The organism is Veillonella parvula, assembly GCF_002005185.1.
Taxonomy (GTDB): Bacteria; Bacillota; Negativicutes; order Veillonellales; family Veillonellaceae; genus Veillonella; species Veillonella parvula_M.
Window position 1 is genome coordinate 710,001 of sequence record NZ_CP019721.1, and the last position, 23,107, is coordinate 733,107.

At 41.8% G+C, this 23,107-nt stretch carries 17 protein-coding genes (1 of these 17 running past the window's edge); 16 read left to right on the forward strand and 1 reads right to left on the reverse strand.

What is annotated here, in order from left to right; genetic code table 11:
- The 16 genes from B1A77_RS03120 to B1A77_RS03195 form a co-directional block, all read left to right on the forward strand.
- Positions 1-25, forward strand: partial view of a CGGC domain-containing protein gene (locus tag B1A77_RS03120; protein ID WP_004697943.1) — the final stretch only. Its footprint begins 347 nt before the window's first position; 25 of the gene's 372 nt are visible here — the last part of the coding sequence; the start codon falls outside the window, past its left edge; the stop codon is at positions 23-25.
- 154 nt (positions 26-179) lie between these two features.
- The gene (locus B1A77_RS03125; RefSeq protein ID WP_077707893.1) at positions 180-1,352 is read left to right on the forward strand and encodes a M48 family metallopeptidase; all 1,173 of its coding nucleotides are present in this window, start codon (positions 180-182) and stop codon (positions 1,350-1,352) included.
- Between the two features lie 630 nt (positions 1,353-1,982).
- A complete protein-coding gene (locus B1A77_RS03130; protein WP_004694376.1) occupies positions 1,983-2,594 on the forward strand; it encodes a MotA/TolQ/ExbB proton channel family protein in 612 nt (203 codons plus the stop codon).
- Positions 2,591-2,995: an ExbD/TolR family protein gene (locus B1A77_RS03135; protein WP_004694375.1), complete on the forward strand. Its 405-nt coding sequence runs from the start codon at positions 2,591-2,593 to the stop codon at positions 2,993-2,995. Before B1A77_RS03130 ends, B1A77_RS03135 begins: the two co-directional genes overlap by 4 nt.
- A 4-nt stretch (positions 2,996-2,999) precedes the next feature.
- On the forward strand, positions 3,000-3,746 hold the full coding sequence (locus tag B1A77_RS03140) for an energy transducer TonB (protein WP_004697771.1): 747 nt from the start codon (positions 3,000-3,002) through the stop codon (positions 3,744-3,746).
- Between the two features lie 177 nt (positions 3,747-3,923).
- On the forward strand, positions 3,924-5,870 hold the full coding sequence (locus B1A77_RS03145) for a TonB-dependent receptor plug domain-containing protein (protein WP_077707894.1): 1,947 nt from the start codon (positions 3,924-3,926) through the stop codon (positions 5,868-5,870).
- 143 nt (positions 5,871-6,013) lie between these two features.
- Positions 6,014-7,996, forward strand: a complete 1,983-nt coding sequence (locus B1A77_RS03150; RefSeq protein WP_077707895.1) for a TonB-dependent receptor plug domain-containing protein — start codon at positions 6,014-6,016, stop codon at positions 7,994-7,996.
- A 43-nt stretch (positions 7,997-8,039) separates the two neighbouring features.
- Positions 8,040-8,993, forward strand: a complete 954-nt coding sequence (locus tag B1A77_RS03155) for an ABC transporter substrate-binding protein (RefSeq protein WP_077707896.1) — start codon at positions 8,040-8,042, stop codon at positions 8,991-8,993.
- Positions 8,986-10,023: a FecCD family ABC transporter permease gene (locus tag B1A77_RS03160; protein ID WP_077707897.1), complete on the forward strand. Its 1,038-nt coding sequence runs from the start codon at positions 8,986-8,988 to the stop codon at positions 10,021-10,023. The genes B1A77_RS03155 and B1A77_RS03160 overlap by 8 nt, the downstream gene beginning before the upstream one ends.
- Positions 10,023-10,868 carry an ABC transporter ATP-binding protein gene (locus tag B1A77_RS03165; RefSeq protein WP_077707898.1) on the forward strand — a complete coding sequence of 282 codons (846 nt, stop codon included), beginning with the start codon at positions 10,023-10,025 and terminating at the stop codon, positions 10,866-10,868. Before B1A77_RS03160 ends, B1A77_RS03165 begins: the two co-directional genes overlap by 1 nt.
- A 97-nt stretch (positions 10,869-10,965) precedes the next feature.
- Positions 10,966-11,895 (forward strand): magnesium chelatase ATPase subunit I, encoded by a 930-nt coding sequence (locus B1A77_RS03170; RefSeq protein ID WP_077707899.1) that lies wholly within the window; start codon positions 10,966-10,968, stop codon positions 11,893-11,895.
- Between the two features lie 2 nt (positions 11,896-11,897).
- Positions 11,898-13,925, forward strand: coding sequence for a VWA domain-containing protein (locus tag B1A77_RS03175; RefSeq protein WP_077707900.1), 2,028 nt, complete (start codon positions 11,898-11,900; stop codon positions 13,923-13,925).
- A 3-nt stretch (positions 13,926-13,928) separates the two neighbouring features.
- A complete protein-coding gene (gene cobN / locus B1A77_RS03180; RefSeq protein ID WP_077707901.1) occupies positions 13,929-17,552 on the forward strand; it encodes a cobaltochelatase subunit CobN in 3,624 nt (1,207 codons plus the stop codon).
- 1 nt (position 17,553) lies between these two features.
- Positions 17,554-18,465 carry an ABC transporter substrate-binding protein gene (locus B1A77_RS03185; protein ID WP_077707902.1) on the forward strand — a complete coding sequence of 304 codons (912 nt, stop codon included), beginning with the start codon at positions 17,554-17,556 and terminating at the stop codon, positions 18,463-18,465.
- Between the two features lie 20 nt (positions 18,466-18,485).
- Complete coding sequence (locus B1A77_RS03190) at positions 18,486-20,354, forward strand: TonB-dependent receptor plug domain-containing protein (RefSeq protein WP_077707903.1); 1,869 nt, start codon at positions 18,486-18,488, stop codon at positions 20,352-20,354.
- A 436-nt stretch (positions 20,355-20,790) separates the two neighbouring features.
- Positions 20,791-22,113 carry a pyridoxal phosphate-dependent aminotransferase gene (locus tag B1A77_RS03195; protein WP_008603324.1) on the forward strand — a complete coding sequence of 441 codons (1,323 nt, stop codon included), beginning with the start codon at positions 20,791-20,793 and terminating at the stop codon, positions 22,111-22,113.
- 169 nt (positions 22,114-22,282) lie between these two features.
- On the opposite strand, the gene B1A77_RS03200 is transcribed toward B1A77_RS03195, so the two are convergent.
- Entirely contained in the window at positions 22,283-22,744 is a 462-nt protein-coding gene (locus tag B1A77_RS03200) for an ArsR/SmtB family transcription factor (protein WP_077707904.1), read from the reverse strand.
- Positions 22,745-23,107: the final 363 nt, after the last annotated feature.

Consider the following 23,107-nt stretch of genomic DNA (forward strand, 5'->3'; position numbering starts at 1 on the left):
TAAACCAGTAACGACAGATCAATAGTCAGCAATGCTTGAATTAACTATAACAGTTTGCAACATCTTATGATAGATGAATGATTGTTCCATTATTCATTTTATATTTACACTAAACTTATATTATATAGATAGTATGTAAATTATGAGTGATATATTTATCATTTTGAGAGGTTGAGAGAATGAATAAGAAACTTACAGCGGCTACTTTATCTATTGCTATGGCAGTGACAATGGCACCTACTATGATGCAAACGGTTTCTGTTAGTGCTGCGTCTGCTGCGGTACAATCCTTAGCTGGTGGTGCTATTGCTATGGCTTACGTATCTACTGCATTAAATAAAATGGATAATTCTGCAGAGGGGCAACAGGAGAGTTTGGCGCGCACAAAAGAGAAAACTGGTTACTTAAACGATAGTGCAGCCCAAGAGCGTGTAAATCGAATCATGAAGACATTAGAGGCTACACCTAGTGTAAAGCGTTCTTACGTTGTATATGCAAATCCTGATGAGGAGTTTAATGCGTTTGCCACACTTGGCCGTGTTATGTCCATTAACAAGGGTGCTCTAGATACACTGGATGATGATCAATTGGCCTATGTAATGGCTCATGAAATCTCTCATGGTGAGCATAAAGATATTATTAATGGTGCTAAGAAGCAAATCGGTCTTTCTACAGCGGTTGGCATTGCCGCTGGTGGTAGTGAAGGTGCGGCTATTTTATCTAATGTGGCAGGCAACTACTTATCTAATCAAGTGTTTACGATGAGTCAAGAAAAAGCCGCTGATGAGTTGGGCTTTAAGATTTTAAGTGAATCTCCATATAATGTAGGTGGTGCAGCTGGTTCTATGGCAGTACTGCGCAACAAAGTGGGGGAACACTATCGTGAAGGGCTTTCACAGGTGGTAGCACCTAACAATCATCCAAAGTTATCCGATCGGGTGAATAATAATATTTCTCGCATGTACGCCTATTCTGGGAACCATGTAAATGTATCGAATGGTACTGTGTATGTAAACGGCGATAATATTTATACTCCAGCAGGTAGTGGCCGTTACACCGGAGAAGAGCGTGCTTATTACATGGCTGGTAAATTAGCTCGGTTGTATCATAACAATCAAGTAACACTGGGTTCTGCATCGTATAGTGGTGACACTGTAACGGTAGCTGGTCAATCCATTGTTTCTACGCCAAATGCGGACGTAGCATTACAAGTGGCAACAAATCTTAATAATGCATTTGTAAAACCTGCAGGTGCTGCTGTTAATGCGAAAAAACCAGTAAAGGTTAAACAAGAAAAACCTAAAAAGGTAAAGGAAAATAAAAAGGTAAAAACTGATAAAGCTAAAAAATAAATAAGAGCTATACATGGCATATAATTTGCTTTAAGGATTTATGCTATTATAATGAGAATAATCAGAGGACTGAGCCCATGAAGGCTTAGTCCTCTTTTTATATAGATTGTAATATTTATAGTTTGAGTATAAGTTAATAAGTTTATAAGATATATTGAGCGCTATAGGCGTAATAAATAGACCGTAAAGATATGGATAGTCTGGAGTATAAGTATTATTCATGTGTGAATAAATTATATTCATGGAGTAATAATAAGCTCATAAAAATACAAAAAGATTTTTGATGGTGGAACGTGAATTATAATGATTTTCGACTATAAAATATGATAGATTATCTTATTGAGCATAGTTTTAATAGATATAATTATTATATTTTTTATAATAATTATGAAGCTTTTATGCGAGAACTTAATATTGTCTATATATAGTGGATAGATGTATATTTAAGGTGGATGAAATATGTGGTTAGAATGGAATCCTATAGAAATATCATAACGGTAGGGGGTATAGGGTTATTGTACTTATACATGCTTTATAGGATAATGTCAATGTTGGTGGTTAATCTAATAATATAGATGACCATTTTTTTGTTAAATAACACGTAATTTTATACATTATATGGAGGCTATGATGGAGTATACAATTCACCTATTTAATGCAGGTGGTTTCGTTATGTATCCACTTGTACTATTCATGTTAGCAGCATGTACTATTTTATTTGAACGTATTCGTACGTACAGAAACATCAATCATGAGTTACAGCAGTTGTCCGATAGCATTGATGCCGGTCGTAATAGTAATAATTGGTCTACTCTAGAGAATTCTATAAAAAATAGTGATGATGCATTGAGTAGATTCGTGTCTCCTATCGTGGAGTCTGTATATAGTGCGGAAGGTTTAGAGAATCGTTTACATGATGTGGTAGGGTACATGGATGAACGTTTAAAACGTGGTCTTAACTGGCTTAGCATGATGGTAACAATGGCTCCATTACTTGGCCTTTTGGGTACTGTTGTTGGCATGATCCGCTCCTTCGCAGCCGTTGGTGGCGATATTGGTGCTCCTACTGTTATTACAGGCGGCGTATCCGAAGCGCTGGTTGCCACTGCAACAGGGCTTTCAGTAGCTATCGTAGCATTAGCCATCCATAGTTGGTGCACAGATAAAGTAAATTCAGATATCGCAAAGTTAGAGCAAAAATTAGGTTCTATTATGGATTTATATATTAGGAGTCAACGATGAAACGTAGTTCAGTAGGCATACAAAAAGAACCTACCATCATGATTATACCTATGATTGATATCGTTTTCTTCTTGCTCGTATTTTTCATGATGAGTACGTTGTACATGAATACAGAGGAACAAATTCCTCTTAACTTGCCGAAGGCTTCATCTTCTTCTGCTAAGACGATTGAGCCTATCACAATTTCATTAACAGCTACACATAAGATGTATTTGAATGAACGTGAGATTGTCCCTGATCAATTAGGTAATGAAATTCAAGGTATTGTTGCAAAAGAACCTCAACAGGCATTTATTGTGCGTGCCTCTGAGGATATTGCGTATAAGGACGTTATCAATATTTTAGATAATCTTAAAATTAGTGGTGCTCGGTTTGTTAGCGTAGCTACAGAACGGAAGTGATTCTATGGTAGATAAACGATATGGAATTCCTTTCGTAGCTGCATTGGCATTAAATCTTGTATATTGGGGTGTTGTAGGTGATTGGTTTGGTCATATAAAACCTCCAGAAACACCCAAAAAAGACTTGGTTATCAATCTCGATATGGGGCAGCAAGAACCTCCTCAAGAGAAGAAAGATCCTGAGAAATTAAAGATTCAACCTGACGACAAACCAGTCGCAGGAGGCGGTAAAGCAGGTAGTGTATTGCCTGATTTATCGGGAAAGCCCACAGAAGGCTTAAAAAATCTGAATCCTTACTTAGGTGGTAATGAGACGGCATCAGTCAATTTGAATGGTAATACTGATAATCCTGTTGGCAATCCAGGCAGTGGCAATGTACCAGGCCCTGGTGGTGGTAACGTTGGCAATGGTGGTAAAGCTAATGATGGGCTAGGCTCAGAAGTGGGAAATCCTGGTACTAGTAATACGGAAGGTACGGGTTACTTTGATGTTTCTGAATACCGAGCTAGCTTAGATGCTAATAAAGTAATGCCGCCACAAGCTGTTCGACGAGGTATTACCGGAGTAGTTACTATTAGAGTTTATTTTGATGGTGAAGGTAATTATGTAAGTGCTAAAATTGAAGAAAGCAGTGGCTCTAGTCTTCTAGATAATGATGCACTTGCACTTGCAGCTAGGTCAGGCGGTGCTATAAATACAACTGGCGAACCCAAATCAGATGTTTTTTATATAAGATATAGCTTTGAGTAGTGATTTGAATAGCTAGATTTAGTTGGAATAAAATGAATAAAAAGCAACTTTAATATGGAATATATATTATGTAGGGGATATGAGGATACTCGTATCCCCTACACTAAATTGCCCGTTGTTGTAGTATTTAAGCTATAAATTAATAGATTTTAAATAGTTTTTAATAGAAGATATAGGATGATAAATGGAATGAATAAATATGTATATGCGGCCACAATGATAGGTTTATTTAGTGTGACTACTAATGGTTATACTGTAGATGTAACAACTAATCAAAGTCAAGAGGCGGCAAATATTATTAATATAACAGCTAATCGTACAGCGTTATTAGATTTAGATACACCGGTATCGACTTCTGTTATTACCCAAGAGGATATACAAAATAGCGGCGCTAAGACTGCCTTTGATGCGGTCGCCAATGTACCGGGTGTAACCATTAATTCCTTTAGTGCGTCTGGTGCAGATTTTGGTGGCATGGATAGCCGTACGAATATTCGTGGTCTCGATCGCGGTGCACTTGTTCTTGTAAACGGTGTACCTATGAACTTGAATGGTAAGAGTGGAATTGGCTCTATACCTACTAGTGCGATTGAGCGCATCGAAGTCGTGAAGGGGGCAGCATCCACCTTATATGGCGCAGAAGCTTTGGGTGGCGTTATAAATATCATTACAAAGACGCCGTCAAAAGAGGTCGGTTCTGCTACAGTAGCCGTGGGCAATCGAGGGGCTAAGCGATTTGATCTTTCTTATGGTACTGATCGTTTCCTCGTTGGTATCGATAGAAAATACTGGGGAACTCAAGATCCATCTACACCTGTGAGGTATGACTATACGGGTCGCAAGGGTTATGATTACTACACTACGCGCAACAAGGGTAATTCCTTAGGCGTGTTCATGAGTGGTAAGCTTTCAGATAAAATAACATTAAATTATAATCGCGATGAAAGCCGTTCATCCTTTGGTCTGATTAGTACAGAAACAAATCCTATGAGACAGGCTCGTCATTCTACGACCTATCATTACAAGGATGACCGCAACAATGCATCCTTGATCTATAAGGATGATAATACGACGGGAACATTGTTTTATAATGACCGTACTATGCGTGGTGAAAGCCGTGTTCATAGTGCTAAACAGTTTAAGCCGACCGAAACCAGTTATGTAGCTCGTCAATATGGTATAGATGTACAACATGAATGGGACTTTAGAGGCGGTAAGGATTATTTGATTGCCGGGGTTACAGGTAAGCAAGAAACCTATCGCGCCACACAGGCCCCTATGTATACACGTCCTCATCGTAATACCTATGCCGTGTACAGTAGCTATTCTCGTGAAATCAATCCAAAATGGACTGCCATTTTGGGCTTGCGCTATACAGCTATTAGTGATCCTATTAAGGACCAACATGTGTTAACGCCTCAGTTCCAATTGTTGCACACCATCAATAAAGATTCCTCCATGTACTTAAATATAGGGAAAGCTTACACGATGCCTAGCTTGAGTGATACATTCCGTAGCGTGAACCGCCAATACACAGCAGTAAGTGGTAAAAATCTTAAGCCTGAAGAGGGTTGGAACTATGAATTAGGTTATAAACGCCTTAATAAGAAGGATAGCTGGAAGGTGGACGTGTTCTATATGGACTTCAAGAACTTCTTCCAATGGCAACCTGATGTAAATGGTCGTCCAACCGTTCGCGTAAATGGTGGTCAATTCCACAATGTTGGGATTGAAGCTGAGTATAGTAGACATTTGTCAGATCGACTCAAAATGAGTGTAAGTGGTTCTTATTCTAATCCAAAACAAAAGGAAATGAATGAAACCTATTGGAAACAAGCGGCTCCTAAGTTACAGTTTACAACCGGTATTCATTATAAAAGCTCTACTTGGGATGCAGGCACATCTTTGAACTTTGTAACCAAACGCTTGCGCAATCGCGATGGTGGCTTGAACCCTAACATTGCTCTTTGGAATGCTTACGTTGGGTATCACTTTAATAAAGATGCTACATTACGCCTCGATGCACGCAATCTTTTGAATCGTCATAATGTGGTATCCAATGGAGATTATGAATATTGGGATGCACCATTCAATTATGAATTAAGTTATACACAAAAATTTTAATATGTATTAGTGATACAATCCCCCGAGAATGCAGTAGTGGTAGGGGTATGGGTTTTGTGCGGTCCAAATAAATGTGTAATAATACAAATATGTAGTTTATATAATTGTGTGAATGTATATATGTGTTAAGTGAGGCATTTGGTATGAGACAACAAATTAAGCATCGTATATCTATACTTGTAGGTTTAGCATTGATAGGATTGTCTGTGAATGGATATGCAGCAGAGGTAAGTGCTGATAAGACTCCCACTACAGCTGCATCGAGTGAATCTAATGGAGCATCTGAAATCCATACTATTAATGTAACAGCAAATCGCATGGCTCTTTTAGATTTAGATACGCCGGCTGCGATGGATGTTATTACTCAAAAGGACTTAGCTAATAGTGGTGCCAAAAATGCATTTGATGCGGTTAATATGGTGCCCGGCATTACGTCTTTTTCCTATGGTGCATCTGGTCTTGAATATGGGGCTATGGATAGCCGTGTGAATATCCGTGGTCTTGAACGGGGCTCTTTGATTCTCATGAATGGGGTACCGATGAACCTCAATGGCAAGGGCGGACTTAGCTCTATTCCGACTAGCTCTATTGAACGCATTGAAGTATTAAAAGGTGCAGCGTCTGCTTTATATGGCGCTGATGCTATGAGTGGTGTTATCAATGTAATTACTAAGACTCCAAGTAAAGAAGGGGGCTCTGCTACGATAGGTTTTGGTAATATGGGCCGCCAAACTTATAAAATTAACTATGGGACGCCTCGCTTCTTAATAGGTGTGGAACGTAACTTCTTTGGCGCTCAAGATCCAGAAACCCCTATCCGCTCCGATATCGGTGGTTATGCTAGAGGCTATGAATATTATACAGCTCGTAACAAAGGGAATTCTTTAGGTGTATTTATGAGCGGTAAATTAAATGATAAGTTGACTTTGAACTTTAGCCGCTTTGAAGGTAATTCTTCTTTTGGACAGTTGAGTACAGAAACGAATCCTATTAAGCAAAAGTTTCACTCTACAACATATGCTTATAAAGATACTAAAAACAATGCGTCTTTAGTTTATAAAGATGGCAATACTACAGGTACAATCTTCTACAATGATAGAGATTTGTATGGTAAAAGTCGCGTACATAGCAAAAAGGCATATACGTTGAGTGATAATAACTATATTGCTCGACAATATGGTTTTGATGTGCAACATGAATGGGATTTCCGCGGTGGTAAGGACTATTTTATTGCGGGTGTACTTGGTAAACGAGAAACATATCGCACCACATCTGGTCCGTACTATGGAAATCCACATCGCAATAGTTATGCCGTTTATGGTACATACTCTTATCAGATTAATCCTAAATGGACTAGTATTTTAGGCTTGCGTTATTCGGATATTAAAGACCCTGTGAAAAATCAACGCGTATTAATTCCTCAGTTCCAATTACAACATCGTATTAACAAGGAATCATCCATGTATATAAATGTTGGTAAAGCCTTTAGAATGCCGAACTTAAGCGATACTTTCAAGAAAATTAATAAAGGCTATGCCTCTGTTAGTGGACGCAATTTGAAACCTGAAGAAGGTTGGAATTATGAATTAGGCTACAAACATATTACCAACAAAGATAGCTGGAAAATAGCGGCCTTTTATATGGACTTTAAGAACTTCTTCTCTTGGAAACCGGATAGCAATGGTAAAAACACGATTCGCGTAAATGGTGGTCGCTATAGAAATGTCGGTATCGAAGCCCAATATGGTCGTAAATTAACAGATCACTTAAAAATGACTGTGGGTGCATCGTATTCTAATCCAAAACAACGAGAAATCGATAAGACCTATTGGAAACAAGCTAACCCTAAATTGCAATTTACAGGGGGTATCCATTACAATAGCTCAACCTGGACTGCAGGTACTAGCATCAACTTTGTTACAAAACGGATGAAGAACCGCGATGGCGGTACAAACCCAAATCTTATAGCTTGGAATGCATACGTAGGCTATCAGTTCAATGAAAACTCATCCTTGCGGTTAGATGCACGTAACTTGTTAAACCGTCATAATGTTATTTCCAACGGTGACTGGGAATACTGGGATGAACCATTTAATTACCAACTCAGCTATACTCAAAAATTCTAGTCTTTATGTAATCGCTAATTAGAACTATACAAGGAGTATCATCATGAATAAGAAAATTGGATTTTTCATATGTTTGATGATACTCCTTTGTGTATGTTTAACAGGTTGTGGACCTCAATCTGAGGATGGTGTAACGCCATATACTCGTTATGTTGAAAGTCACGATGGCGTTCAAGTTGCTGTTCCAGAGCATCCAAAGCGGATTTTATCGCTATCCTCTGCGTTCGACACAATTTTATTAGGACTTATAGAACCAGAACGCTTGGTAGGCATTAATAAATTGTCTACCTATGAGGAATATTCCTTAGAGGCAAAGCGCGCAAGGATGGTAAAGCCTGTGTTGAGCTCGTATCCTTTGGAGAAAATTATAGCCTTGAAACCGGATCTCGTTATAGCGCCAGATTATATATCGGCTGATGTTATCTATGGTTTACGGCACATGGGTATAGCCACTGTTGTGGTACCGACCCCTTCTACGGTGGACGGAGTGATTCAGAATGTGATGGAGATTGCTCATATTATCGGGGAAGATGAAAAGGGTAGCTTTTACAATCGGAAGATTCACCGTGAAATAGATGAAATAAAGCACCTAGCGGAATCTATTCCACTTGAGCAGCGCAAGACGGTTCTCTTTGTATCATCTATGGACGGATACACGGGCACAGGAAGCCTTTTTGATGATATGTGTCACTATATGAGCATCTATAATGCACCGAATCGGATTGGCTTACCGCCGCACATACCCTTTGGGGAGGAGCGAGTATTAGCCATGAATCCAGACTATATTTTTATTCCATCCTATAAGGGAATGGATAAGAATTTGGCGGATAGATATTTAAAAAATCCGGCCTTTCAAAATCTGCCGGCTATCAAGGAAAATCGTGTTAAACCTTTACCGGCAGCGTACTTATATACTATGAATCAGCATATTGGGGAAGCGATGCTAGCCATTATGTATACTGTGTATCCTCAATTAGAAAGGAATTCTCATGACTAAACAGACACAACGCATCATGGCGATCACTCTGATTGGGGTGTTGCTATGTATCGTGAGCTTATTGGCGCTCCATGTAGGGACCATTATGATTCCTATCGGCGGGGGTGTGCAAAGTATTTTAAATGGCATGGGCATACCTGTGAGTTTTACGGAGCCTATTACGGCTGAACAAGAGGCTGTACTGTGGTTTATCCGCATGCCACGCCTTATCATCGGACTTCTTGTAGGAGGCGCTTTGGCACTGGCTGGTGCCGTTATGCAAGGGGTATTCTCGAATCCGTTGGCTGATCCAGGTATTATGGGCGTATCCGCAGGGGCATCTCTCGGTGCGGTTATCGCCATCGCCCTTGGTGTAACATCTCTTGGCATGTTTTACATGCCTGCCTTTGCCTTCGTAGGGGCCTTTGTATCCGTTGGGATTACGATTCTCTTAACGTGGCGTAATAATAAGCTCGACACGACTACATTATTGCTAGCAGGGGTTGCTGTTAGTATGCTGCTCGGTGCTTTCACATCGGGTATCTTGACGATGATTAATGAATACCGCTTGCGTGAATTCCTATTTTGGATGGTGGGTGGACTTGATTTTCGTCGCTGGGACCACGTTCTACTAGCGGTGGGGCCTATCATGACGGGTAGCGTTATATTAATGATGCTCGGTCGTCACCTGAATGTACTCGTTCTCGGCGATACAGAGGCGCGTGCCTTGGGTTTGCCTGTTATGGTGTATCGCATGCTATTCCTGTTTTTGGCATCTGTCGTTACTGCTACTGCAGTGTGCGTCAGTGGTTCCATTGGCTTTGTAGGTCTTGTGGTACCACATATTGTGCGTATCTTAGTAGGGCCAGATCATCGAATACTATTGCCTATGGCGGCCGTTGGAGGCGCATTATTCCTCGTATTCTGTGATACATTAGGTCGCATTATTGCTCAGCCAGTTGAGATTCGAGTAGGTATCATGACGGCTCTATTAGGGGCACCATATTTTCTATATTTACTTCATCGCTTGCGTCGTAAAGGAGGGGCCTAATGAAACTAGATGTTCAATCTCTATCTGTCACATTAGGAGACACAACCATTGTAAAAGAGGCATCCTTTGCTATTGACCGAGGCGAGTTCGTAGGCATTATCGGGCCTAATGGCTCCGGTAAAACGACGTTGTTAAAAGCATTGCGTGGCCTTTATCCTACATCTGGTGGAGATGTTTTGTGGGATGGTAAAAGCATCTCTTCTTTGAGCGATAAAGAAATCGCTCATCATGTGGCGTATATGCAACAGTCTGTAAATGTTTCCTTCGATTATGAAGCCATCGATATTGTGATGACCGCTCGTTATCCGTATCTTAAATGGTGGCAACAAGAGGGACCAGAAGATAAGGTTATCGTTGAACAGGCTATGAAAGAGGTCGGTGTTTATCATCTGCGTAATCGCTCCGTACAAAACCTGAGTGGCGGTGAGCGACAACGGGTATTCTTAGCAAAGGCATTAGCTCAACAAACAGAGGTCTTATTACTAGATGAGCCGACGGCTGCGCTCGATTTAGTGTATGCTGACGATATTTTCCATGAAGGCCGCCGATTATGTGACGAAGGCAAAACGATTTTAATCGTCGTTCATGACTTAGAGTTAGCTGCCAAATATTGCACCAAACTCGTTTTGGTGAGTGATGGTCACATCGTTGATGTAGGTGCACCTCGAGATGTATTGACGGCAGAAAATTTACGAAATGCGTTCCGTTTATCGGCTGCGGTCTATGACGATCCGTACTTTAAACAACAACGTATCTTTGTATTCCCAAAAGGAACTACAAAGATTGATGACTTCAAACAAACCAAAGTTACTTCAGAAATGTCTATTGATCCAAATCTGAAATAGTTAGAATGGATTACGATACTTAGCGTTTTCCTAGGGGTTATTGATTTATTATGTATGGTGATTATTTTGTATTGCGAATCTGAGTGAGGTTAGGTGTATGCTATATCCATTTACTGCTATTGTTGGTCAAGATGAAATGAAATTGGCCTTGTTGCTCAATGCCATAAACCCATCAATCGGCGGTGTCTTAATTGAAGGCGAAAAAGGCACTGCTAAGTCTACGGCTGTACGTGCGTTAGCGAATCTGTTACCTCCTATGGAAACAGGCGCATCAGCGATGTCTGTTGTTGAGCTACCTATCAATGCTACAGAAGATCGCGTTGTAGGATCCATAAATTTGGAAAAGGCATTGCAAGAGGGTGTAAAAGCCTTTGAACCGGGTATTTTACACGCAGCCCATCAAAATATTCTTTACGTAGATGAGGTTAATCTATTAGATGACCACATTGTAGATATTTTGCTAGACGTGGCGGCTATGGGGGTGAATACGGTAGAGCGGGAAGGGGTGAGCCATTCTTATCCATCTCGTTTTATCCTCGTAGGAACGATGAATCCTGAAGAAGGCGACCTCAGACCTCAACTGCTAGACCGTTTCGGACTATCTGTTATGGTCTATGGAGAACAGGACCCAGCACAACGTATGGAGGTAATCAAGCGTCGCCTCGCCTTTGGCGACAATGCTGAAAGCTTTGTAGCGTCTTACAAGGAATCAGAACGTAGCCTGCACGAACGTTTATTACAAGCTCGTGAAGTATTGCCAGGCATCATCCCATCTGATGATGTGTTGTTGCAAATAGCGAGTATCAGCATAGGTGTCGGCGTTGATGGACATCGCTCAGACATTACGATGATGCATACGGCTCGTGCTCATGCAGCCTTTCACAGTCGCAACCAAATTACAGCGGAAGACCTCAAGGTGGCGGCACGATTAGCGTTAAAACATCGCCTACGTCGCTTGCCATTTGAAGAACAAGGTTACGATGAGGAGCGCATTGATACAGTGGTATCGGCAGTGCTTGAGGGCTAGTTATGGAAACATCTGTACAAGAGGCCCTCAAAATAGGCCTTGTAAACGACCAGATTCATACCATTGTTATTTCTGGAGGTACCGGTGTTGGTAAAAGCTATGTACTTCGTCAGTGCCTCGAGAAATGGCAAATTCCATATCGTTTGATACCTGTTTATATAGATACTTCACAACTACAAGAGTCCATCGATTTTGAAGCATCCCTTGCACAGGGTAAGATGGTTATGGCATCTGGCTTATTAGGTGATACGAGTAATCGATGCTGGGTTGTCGATGATGCTCACGTTCTGTCGCCTGAAGTCCGTCATGCACTATTGGTAGAAGCGAAACGTCGTCAAATACTACTGATACTGACCATAAACCATGAGGATAGAACCTTAGATGATGTGGAGTGGGAACTCGTAGATGTGCATGTATCTATGGATGTACCTACATTACAATCTAAGGTGAAGGTGTTACAACGAAGGCGAGATGAAATTGAGCCTTCATCTGAGGATTTATTGAGCCTAATAGATTCTAAACAAGTTCAATCTATAGTTGTTCTTGATGCTATGCTTTCACTGGCTATATCCTATGCATTGCAAGCTCGAACCGTAGGTCATGGAGCAGAGTATGTATTATTACAAGTGATGAAATCACTGGCAGTTCTTGATGGTAGTTCTTACTGTAAGCCATCTCATGCGGAACGAGCCGCTCTCTATGTACTGCCTCATCGCATGAAACGCAATGATACACCTGAGTCTCAGACTTCACAAGGAGAGGCATCTAATAGTGCAAGTGACCAAAACCAGTTGCAGGAGAATACCGAATCAGCAACGGATGATTCGGATGTAGACGACTCTAATAACTCTGATTTTAGAGATTCCAAGCGTGATGAATCCCATTCTGACGAGTTAAACTCTAATGGGTTGGATAATTCAAATATCGATGGTCATGACGGCTCACGTGATATGGATTTTGATGATGGTAAATCAAGGACATCCAATCATCCAGAAACATTAGAGTCTACAGCGAATGAGTGGGGAACTTCTGATTCAATGAATACTTATAGTGACACATCTAATGGAATATCTTCTTTATGTTTGCCCGATACTGTTGCCCGTATAGCTAACCAGTTCTTTCAATGGAAATTGCAATCTTCTAAAACGGTAGACCGTCAGTATCGTAAAGGTTCTGGTCGGCGCCTTATGACTAGAACAAAGGATACTAGGGGGCGCATGATTCGAGCGTATCAAGATGAACAGGCTTTAGAGGATTTGGCTTTAATTGACACATTGCGTGCAGCCGCACCGTATCAACGATTGCGGGCCGTTGAAAGGGTAAAACAATTACAGGTAGATACCCCATTAAATGTAGTGGAGCAATCTGTTACATCGGAATGCTTATGTCAAATGGACCCACAAGCAGAGCGTCATGATTTAAAAGGGCTATCTATTGTAGTAAAACCTCAAGATTACCGCCGAAAGGCTCGGGAAAAGAGGATTGGTGCGTATCAGCTTTTCGTAGTGGATGCTAGTGGCTCTATGGCAGCTCGCCATCGCATGGAGGCGACAAAAGGTGCGATTTTGAGCCTCTTGCGTGATTCTTATGTTCACCGTGATTCGGTGGGACTCATTGTATTTCGCAAGGACTCCGCAGAGGTATTATTGCCTTTCACCCGTAGTGTAGAGCGAGCAGAACGACTGTTAGCTACATTGCCAACGGGGGGCAAGACGCCCTTAGCCCAAGGTTTACGAGTCGCCTATACTATGTGTGATAGATTGCTTCGCAGACATTCGGCGGAGCGGATTCAAATGATTTGTATTACCGATGGTCGTGCTACTTCGGGTGCTTCTGAGGACCCTGTAGGAGAGGCGAAACAATGGGCTCGTATTTTAGGGACCTTGCCAGTAGACTATATCGTTATCGATACGGAAACGGGCTTTATCAAGCTCGGCTTAGCTAAGGAATTGTGTAAATTAATGAATGGCAGTTATTATGCGATGGACTCTATTACGTCAGATAGTATTTTGCGCGTATCGCGGAGGTAGATCATGAGTCGACTCCTGTATATTTCTAATTTAGGAAAACAAATCCAATATATAGAAAAAGCTGTTGCTACTTACCCGGAACTCTTACAGGGCGAGGTGGACCTTTGCAATATGAAAAAGCCTCCTCAATGGGATGCTGACTTTGAAAGTCGCTTACGCGCTGCCGATGTAGTTCTGGTAACGAATATGGGGGTTGGTTTAGACTCGCCCTTCTTAGAACGTCTGGAACGCTGGTTATATGCACATCATCCTAAATACTGGATTGATGTAGTAGAACCTAAGAAAACAGATATTTTATATCGCAATTTGGATGAGGATAAACGGGTCCTTCTTGAAAGCTACCGCCGAACCAGTGGGGTCATGAATTATGTACGCTTAATCAATGGTGCTTTCAGTACAAAACCTACCTCTGAATGGGAAGAGCCAGATCCTATTCCTTGGCAAGCCATTATGGGTCGAGAAGGCAATATCTACGAAACTTATGATGAGTTTATGGATGCCGAAGGGCATCGAGATTGGCCATCTATAGCGGTCTACTTTTACCGTGACGAATGGATTATGGGGGATATTGAGTATCAACAGGCCTTATTTGAAGAGATTTATAAGCATCAGTACAATCCGATTATCTTTTATGGTCAGTATGGCTCGAATCCGCGCGTAGGCATTCCGAATATGAAGTTGTCCATGAACCATCTTTTTGGAAAGGATATATTCCCCTTTGATGTGCTCATAAATACTTGTAAATTCTCCTTCCAGTCCTTAGGGGCTCAAACCTTGGAGGAGTTAAAATTACAGGGCGTTCCTATCGTTCAGGGCTATACCATATACATGGATGAGAAATCTTGGATCGAGAATCCACAAGGTGTAACGCCTTTAGACGTGAATTTATCTATATCTCAGCCTGAGCTAGATGGGGTTATTCAAGGCGGTGTTGTGGCATGCCAAACCTATGATGAGCGTGGACACTATGTGTACTTGCCTGTGAAAGAACGCATCGCTGCTATTGTACAACGAGCTATTAAATGGTCTACATTGCGCCATATCCCTGTATCGGAGCGAAAAGTGGCCGTTATATTACATAACTATCCGCCTAAGAACTCCAACATTGGCTCTGCCGCAGGTCTTGATACACCTGAGTCGGTGCTACGGTTATTGCGAGATATGAAGGCGGAAGGTTATACCATCGACACGGTGCCAGAAACAAGTGCAGACTTGATGGATGTGGTAACGTCTCATATGACGAATGACCGCTCCATGCTCACCGATGAACTACTAGCCTCTGCAGAAGGTCGGTTAAGTAGCGATGATTACAAAGCATATTTTGCTACGCTGCCGGAAGATACGCAGGTGGCGATGATTAAATCTTGGGGCGAAGCCCCAGGGGATGTATTCGTCTACGATGATGACGTGATTATCCCAGGTTTCTCCAATGGCAATCTGTGGATTACGGTACAGCCACCCCGTGGATTTGGGGAGAATGTATCGGCCATTTATCACGATCCTTGCTTGCCTCCACCACATCAATACTTAGCGTTTTATCACTGGGTGCGCGATGTCTTTGAAGCTGATGCATTTATCCATGTTGGTACCCATGGCTCTCTAGAATGGCTGCCCGGTAAGGGGGCTGGACTCAGCGCTAGTTGTTATCCGGAAATCGGCATTTCCAGTTTGCCAAATATTTACCCGTATTGGACAACCATTATTGGGGAAGGCATACAAGCCAAGCGGCGTAGTTCGGCTTGCTTAGTGGGTCACTTGTCGCCGCCGATGACGACAGCGGGCCTCTATGATGAGTTCGAAGAATTAGAGGCCTTACTCGATGAACATAGTCATTTTGAGCGGGAACATCCTGAAAGTGTCTCTACTCTAGGTGAAGTGATTCGAGAAAAGGCCATGGAGTGCCATCTCATCGATAAAGAACGAGGTTCTACCATGACGGTGGACGATATAATTACAGAGGTCCACGAAAAGCTGAGCGACTTGAAACATATGCAGATGCGCAATGGTTTGCACATCTTGGGGCAAGGTCCTGAAGGGGAAGCATTAGAAGAGTTTATTACTGCTATTGTAAGCACTCCTCAAGGTGAAATCGCGTCAGGCCTTGCCACCATCGCAGAAGAATTAGGTTATGATTGGTCTTATATGGCGGAACATGCTGGCGAAATTCATTCAGATGGTATACGATATAGTGTTACCATAGATCGAATTTGGAATGAATTGCGTAGCTTTGTAAGGCATGTGATCAATATACCAGATTATACAGTGCCCGAACGGTTAGAACCTTTGGCGAATGCGATCGTTCGAGAGTATATTCCAAAATTAGGTGACACCAAGAACGAGCTAACCTCTATTTCAAATGCCTTACAGGGCAGATATGTAGAGCCCGGTCCTGGTGGAGCCCCCTCGAGTGGACAAGTCGACGTACTGCCTACGGGGCGTAACTTCTATGGTTTAGATGAAAGAGCTTTACCGACGAAGATAGCTTATCAATTAGGCATAGAGTTAGCAGATCAAGTTATCGCTGATTATATTTTGAATGAACAACGGTATCCTGAGACGATTGGCATCATCCTATGGGCTACGAGCAATTCTAGAAGTCATGGTCAGTGCTTGGGTGAGTTCCTTTACTTGTTAGGAGTTCGACCTAAATGGCAATCGGGCGGTCGCGTGTCAGGTTTAGAAGTGATTCCTTTAGAGGAATTGCAGCGCCCTCGCATCGATGTAATGGGCCGCATCAGTGGCCTCATTCGAGATATGATGCCTACTGCTATCGGCTGGCTCGACAAAGCCGTTGAAATGGTGGCAGAATTAGATGAGTCCTTGGAAGATAACTACGTGAAAAAGCATATTCACGATGATGTGGACTGGCTCGTTGAGCAAGGTGAGGAACCTCTATTGGCGACTAAAAAGGCTAGACTCCGCATCTTTGGCGATCCGCCCCAAGCTTATGGCACGGGTGTAGGTGCCTTGATTGAAGGCAAAAACTGGGAGTCTTTACAAGATATTGCTCAAGTTTACAGCAAGTGGAGTAGCTTTCATCTGCACAAGGACATTCCTCAGGACATGAGGCTGTTCCAGCGTCGATTAACCACGATGGATGTAACCATTAAGAACGAAGATAATCGGGAAACGCATATTATGAGTGCCGACGATTATTATAGCTATCACGGTGGTCTCATTGCAGCGGTGCGGACAGCAAAGGGCAGTGCACCTCGAGCCTATGTGGGAGATAGTTCAGACCGCAGCCGCGTTGTGATGAGGTCCTTAGGTGATGAAATTCGCCGCGTCGTACAAGGGGAAACGCAGAATCCTAAGTTTATTCAAGCCATGATGAAACATGGCTACAAAGGGGCATCGGACATGTCAAATGTAGTATCTCATAGCTTTGGTTGGGACGTCACTAGCGATGTCGTACCAGACTGGGTTTACGAAGGATATGCTAACAAGTATGCCTTAGATAAAACAGTGCAAGAATGGATGCGGAATGTAAATCCTTGGGCTTTGCAGCGCATTACAGAAATCTTGTTAGAGGCTTCTCAGCGTGGTTATTGGGACGCATCTCCAGAGATGTTACAAGATTTGCAATCATTATTTATTTCCATGGAAGGGGTTATAGAAGGTCGTTAGTATGAAGCACAGAATATCTATTATATGTACCATAGTAATGATGGTACTTCTAGTGGTCGGTTGTGGCCCTACGCAGACGGGGACTACGGGCACGACACATCAGGTTACGGATGGCACTGGTGTAACTGTTACGGTGCCTAGTGAGCCGAAGCGCATCGTCCCTATTGCTGCGAGTACAGAGGATATAGTGTTATCCTTGGTTGATCCGAGCCGAGTGGCAGCCGTTGGCACTGTGCCTAACAATGTGCCTGACGAGTCTGCCAAGGTGGGGACGCATGTGAAAGCAACTGCTGAATCCATGCTTTCAGTACAACCTGATTTAGTATTAGTTCCAAACTGGATATCTCCAGATGCAATTGGGGAAATGCGGAATATGCAGATTCCCGTTTACGTCTATAAGACTCCGACTACGGTAGAAGAAGCAAAAGCAGTTATCCATGAAATTGCAGGACTCTTACACGCTTCGGATGAAAAGATGATTGCTAGCATGGATGCAGATTTGAAAACTGTCGAAGAGTTAGCAAATAAACATACCGGTGAACGCCCTGTAGTAGCATTTTATACGCAATTTGGTTTAACCGGTGGCAAAGGGTCAACCTTTGATGATATGACTAAATATCTGAAGGTTACCAATGCGGCCGCCCAATTAGGCTTGGGGCCTTTTGATAATGGGACGCGAGAGGATTTAATTAAAGCGAATCCAGACATTATCATCATCCCATCGGTAGCTTATACCTCGGATGGCACTACGCCAGCAACGGCAGAACAACTCTATTCTGACCCTGCTTTGCAAGGGGTTAAGGCCATCGCCAATCGTCGTGTGTTCCTCGTAGATTCCTCGCAGGTCATGAGTTATTCTCAATTTATGACTCGTGCAATGGTTTCTATGGCACAAAATATATATAGTATGTAAATGTATGTGTGGAGGTTTTTATGAAAGTATCAAGAATGCAACGATTATCTATGTACGTAGGGTTAGCTCTCGTATTTGGTAGCACATTGAGTGCTCCTAGTGTATTAGCTGTTGACGCTAGTGATGCAAAGGAAGCGCATACCATTGTTGTTACGGCAACTCGTAGTGAACAACAGCTTTCAGAAGTGCCAGCTAGTGTAGGTGTAGTAACAGGCGACGATATTCGTGAGCGCCATGCTACGAATATGAACGAAGCCTTGAACATCGTACCGGGCGTAGATATTAATACGTATGGTGGTGGCGTAGGTTACACGAACTCCAATGCATTCCGCATCAATGGGTCTGACCAAGTATTGTATTTGGTAGACGGCATCAATATGGGGGCGGCTGGTGTGAATCCGCCGATGACTATTTTGAAAGATATGTCTAGCATTGATCGCATTGAAGTTCAACGTGGTGCAGGCTCTACATTGTATGGTTCCGGCGCCATCGGTGGTGTAGTAAACGTAATTACTGCAAAACCTGAGCAAGGTGTACAAACTAAGCTTCGCGTGATGGGTGGCAGCAATGATTTAGAGCAATACGCAATTACCAATGAAGGTAGCCAAAACAATTGGTACTGGCGTGTAGGCGTACAAAAAGATATCATTGGCTCCTACAAAGATGGTCATGGCGTGCGTGTTCCTCAACATGGCAACAGCCATAGTGCATCTTTCATGGTGGGCAATACAATTAATGATAAGAACGATGTAAAAATAGCTTACGACACATATCGTGGCGATGTAATGTACTCCGACCATTTGGGTGCCCTCAACCATATTCGTTATGGTAATGAAGCGAATGACTCCTTACGCGCGATTTGGAACAACAAAATCAGCAATCGCTGGAGCCATCAATTATACTTGATGAACAATCATTATAAAACAACATATGATGGGTACTTAACGGATGTGAAGACTCGTGGTATTGGTGATCAAGTTACGTATAAAGCAAAAGACCATACTGTAGTAGGCGGCTTTGACTGGAGACAAGATAAGGTGCTTAATATGGGCGGGGTGAAGCTTACGAACACATCATACTTCATTCAAGATGAATGGAAATTTGCTCCTAAGTGGACTGTAACGCCTGGTATCCGCGTTGACCATCATTCCTCCTTCGGCACCCATACATCTCCATCCATCAGCCTTGGCTATGATATAAATGAGAAGACAAATGTGTATGCTGCGTATAAAGAGTACTTCTTAGCCCCTACACCATACCAATTATTTGATGGCTTCAATGGCAACCGCAATTTGAAACCAGAAACAGGTCATGAATTTGATTTAGGTGTACACCACAAATTCGGTAAAACATGGAATAGTAATCTTAGTTTCTTCAGCCGTAGTACAAAGGATAAAATCGGTTGGGTTATGACAGATCCAGCAAACTTCACAGGCCAATATCGCAATTTTGACACTGAAAAAGCTCGTGGCATCAATGCGGATGTGCGTAAGCAATTGACTAATCACTTGTCCGCACGCCTTGGCTATACTTATACTCATATCGATGCGACACCAACTCGTAAAGCAAATCGCGATGGGTATGTACCAAAACATGCTGTTAACGCAGGTCTTGATTACAACGATGCTAAATGGGATGCTCATTTAGATATCCGCGGTATCATTAATCGTCCTGGCCCTGCAGATAATGTATTCCCACGTAAAACATACTGGTTGGCGGATATTAGCGCTAACTATCGTGTACGCGAAAATGTTACTATATTTGGTCGTATCAACAATATCTTTGATACATACTATGCAGAACAATCTAACGTTCGTTGGGGCAACCCTGGTGACTGGTGGACAGGTCAAGGTCGCAACTTCCGTCTCGGTGTAGAAGTGACTATCTAATGGGTATAACTACTGCAATGGCTAATAGATGTAACTACTGCAATAGTTCGATTATAAAGCTATACTAATAATTGACAATTACATCATAGTTATTTGTATAGCTTCAAAATGTAATCTATATCATGGTGAAAGGGCCTCTCGTTAGGCTCTTTCATTTTTATTATAATTTTTGATGATATATTGAGACCGCACTAAGCACCATGAGAGTTATTTTCAATAACCGATAAATTAGGTATAGGTAAATAAGTATATGTTATAAAACTATAGATTTTCTATAGTAAAAGCTCTATAATATTATGTATCTATCTATAGGTATTCATAGTTTTTGTTTTGTGATGTACTTGTATATTTGCTTGTATAGTAAGTGTTTTGTTACTTTCACAGTTATCAAAACCTTCCCATGGAGAAGGTTGATTTTTAGAGGAGTTGGATCGAAATGAAACAACCAGAATTATCGCCGTATATGATGGCTCGCAAGCCGTCTGGCATTCGCCTAGGACAAATTAAATTCTTGGAACGTAAGAACCCACCTATCTTGGTGAATGGTTCTATTGGCAATGTAATGCGTCCTATGCATCCCGCCATGCAGCGTAGGTTGTTTGATTTGGGTGGTGTCAATAGTCCGTTCCACAATGGCATTGTGCCATACGTACCAACTACGGGCACTGATGAATGCCGTGAAGCATTTCTACACATTTTACGCAGTCAAGGTTTTGATACGACAGGTCTTGATGTACTCGTGACAGACGGTGCATCCATGGCGATGGAAATTATCATGCTTGGCGTATGTGGTGGTGCCGGCGAAGAGGAACGCCCTCTCTTGATGTTCAACCCTTCTTATACAAACTATGATGCAGTAGGTCTTCGCATAGGCCGTAAAACTGTAACAGTAGAACGGGAGCTCAATGAAAATGGTGAGTTTGAATTGCCGTCCGTAGAGACTGTAGAGAAGCGCATTATCGACACAAAACCTGGTGCGTTGCTCATCATTCCTTATGACAATCCGACTGGTCAATTGTTTAGCAAAGAAACGCTCATTGAATATACAAAATTGTGCGTTAAACATAATTTGTGGATTATCTCTGACGAAGCGTACCGCGAATTGGCTTATGAAAAGGGGAAAGAAACATCTAGTATTTGGGCTTTAACCGATAAAGATGTGCCTGGCATCGAAGGCCGCCGTATTAGCCTTGAAACAGCTAGTAAGGTTTGGAATGCGTGTGGCCTTCGCATTGGAGCTATCATTACGGATAATAAATTATGCTATGAAAAATCTGTTGCGGAATATACGGCAAACCTTAGCGCTAACACCTTGGGCCAATATATCTTTGGCGCTTTGAAGCATGAGTCCTATGCGCAGTTGCACAACTGGTATGAGCAACAACGCGACTACTATCGTCAAATGATCTTTGAGCTCCATAAAGGGTTTAAAGAGGTAGAACCGGATTTTATCGTGTCTCGCCCTGAAGCATCTATTTACTTTGTAATCGACGTGAGAAAGGTGGCAAAACCTGGCTTTGACGGTGTAGAGTTCGCGTCCTGGTGCGCCGAACACGGTGCAGTGAGCCTTGATGATGGTAAGGAATATACACTCCTCATGGCGCCGCTCAATGGTTTCTATAGCGGTAAAAATGGTGATAATAACCCTGGTAAAACACAATTGCGCGTGTCGTTCTGTGAAAATCCAGAACTATTGCGCTTGGCTCCTGAGTTATTATCTAAACTATTCAGAGCTTATGAAGCACAACGAAATGTATAAACGTAAAGAGTGCCATTCCCAAAGGGAGGCACTCTTTTTGCATTGTAAGTTATCATTATGAGTTATAAAGATACTATGTATGGTATAGTATTACATAAAAAAGAGCTATAATATTCAAAATTATAGCTCTTTTCGTTTTTCCCTAGATATGGTAAGTAGGGAAGGGCTTTTATTTACTTTCTTCATCATGATGCGGTCCCTTAGTACGTATTTCGACTGCCAGTTGCTCGCTAGGTATGGAGCTTTCCTCAGTTGCTGGATATGAAGTGTCTTCTAAGATAACCGTTTCTAATAATTTGTCAATTTCGTCAGACTGTATGGATACTTCTTTGTTGTACCATTCGCCAAATTCGTGAATAACCTCTTCGTTGCGACGAAAATAGGTATATTGGTCGATTTTACGCGATTCTACAAGTTCAGCATTCTCTAAGATGCTCATAAATGTAGAAATAGAAGATTGCGATACACCGCAGCGCTTTTGGATACTCTTAACGCTCACACTATGAGGGAAATCGATAAGAGTGTTAGAGTGTACTTGTACACCGAATTCTTTTTCCGGGTGTTTTAGCCACAATATAATATCTAACCGATGCGGATTTGATAATGCTTTCAAGATTTTTAACGGGTCCATAGGGCCTCCTCTTAATTAAAAAATAACGAGTTCCCAACCTTGACCGTGGACTTGCATTATGCGGTCGTATTATACGCGTCTTGCTCCGTATAGGGTTTTTGCTACCTTTATCATACGCTACTTTCACCGTGAAAGCTAGGCTTACTTATAAATTTCACGAATTGATGAATTTTATTGCACTCATCTAGAAGGGAAAGTATACATTAGTATTAATATATAATGAGTATATATACAACATGTATAGACTTTTATAATATATTTCTGAAAAATATAGAATATATTCATCTTTCTGTGATAATTTTTAAAGGTATTTTGGTTCTAAATAGAGAAATATATATACTATATGAACTTATGTAAGTCTAA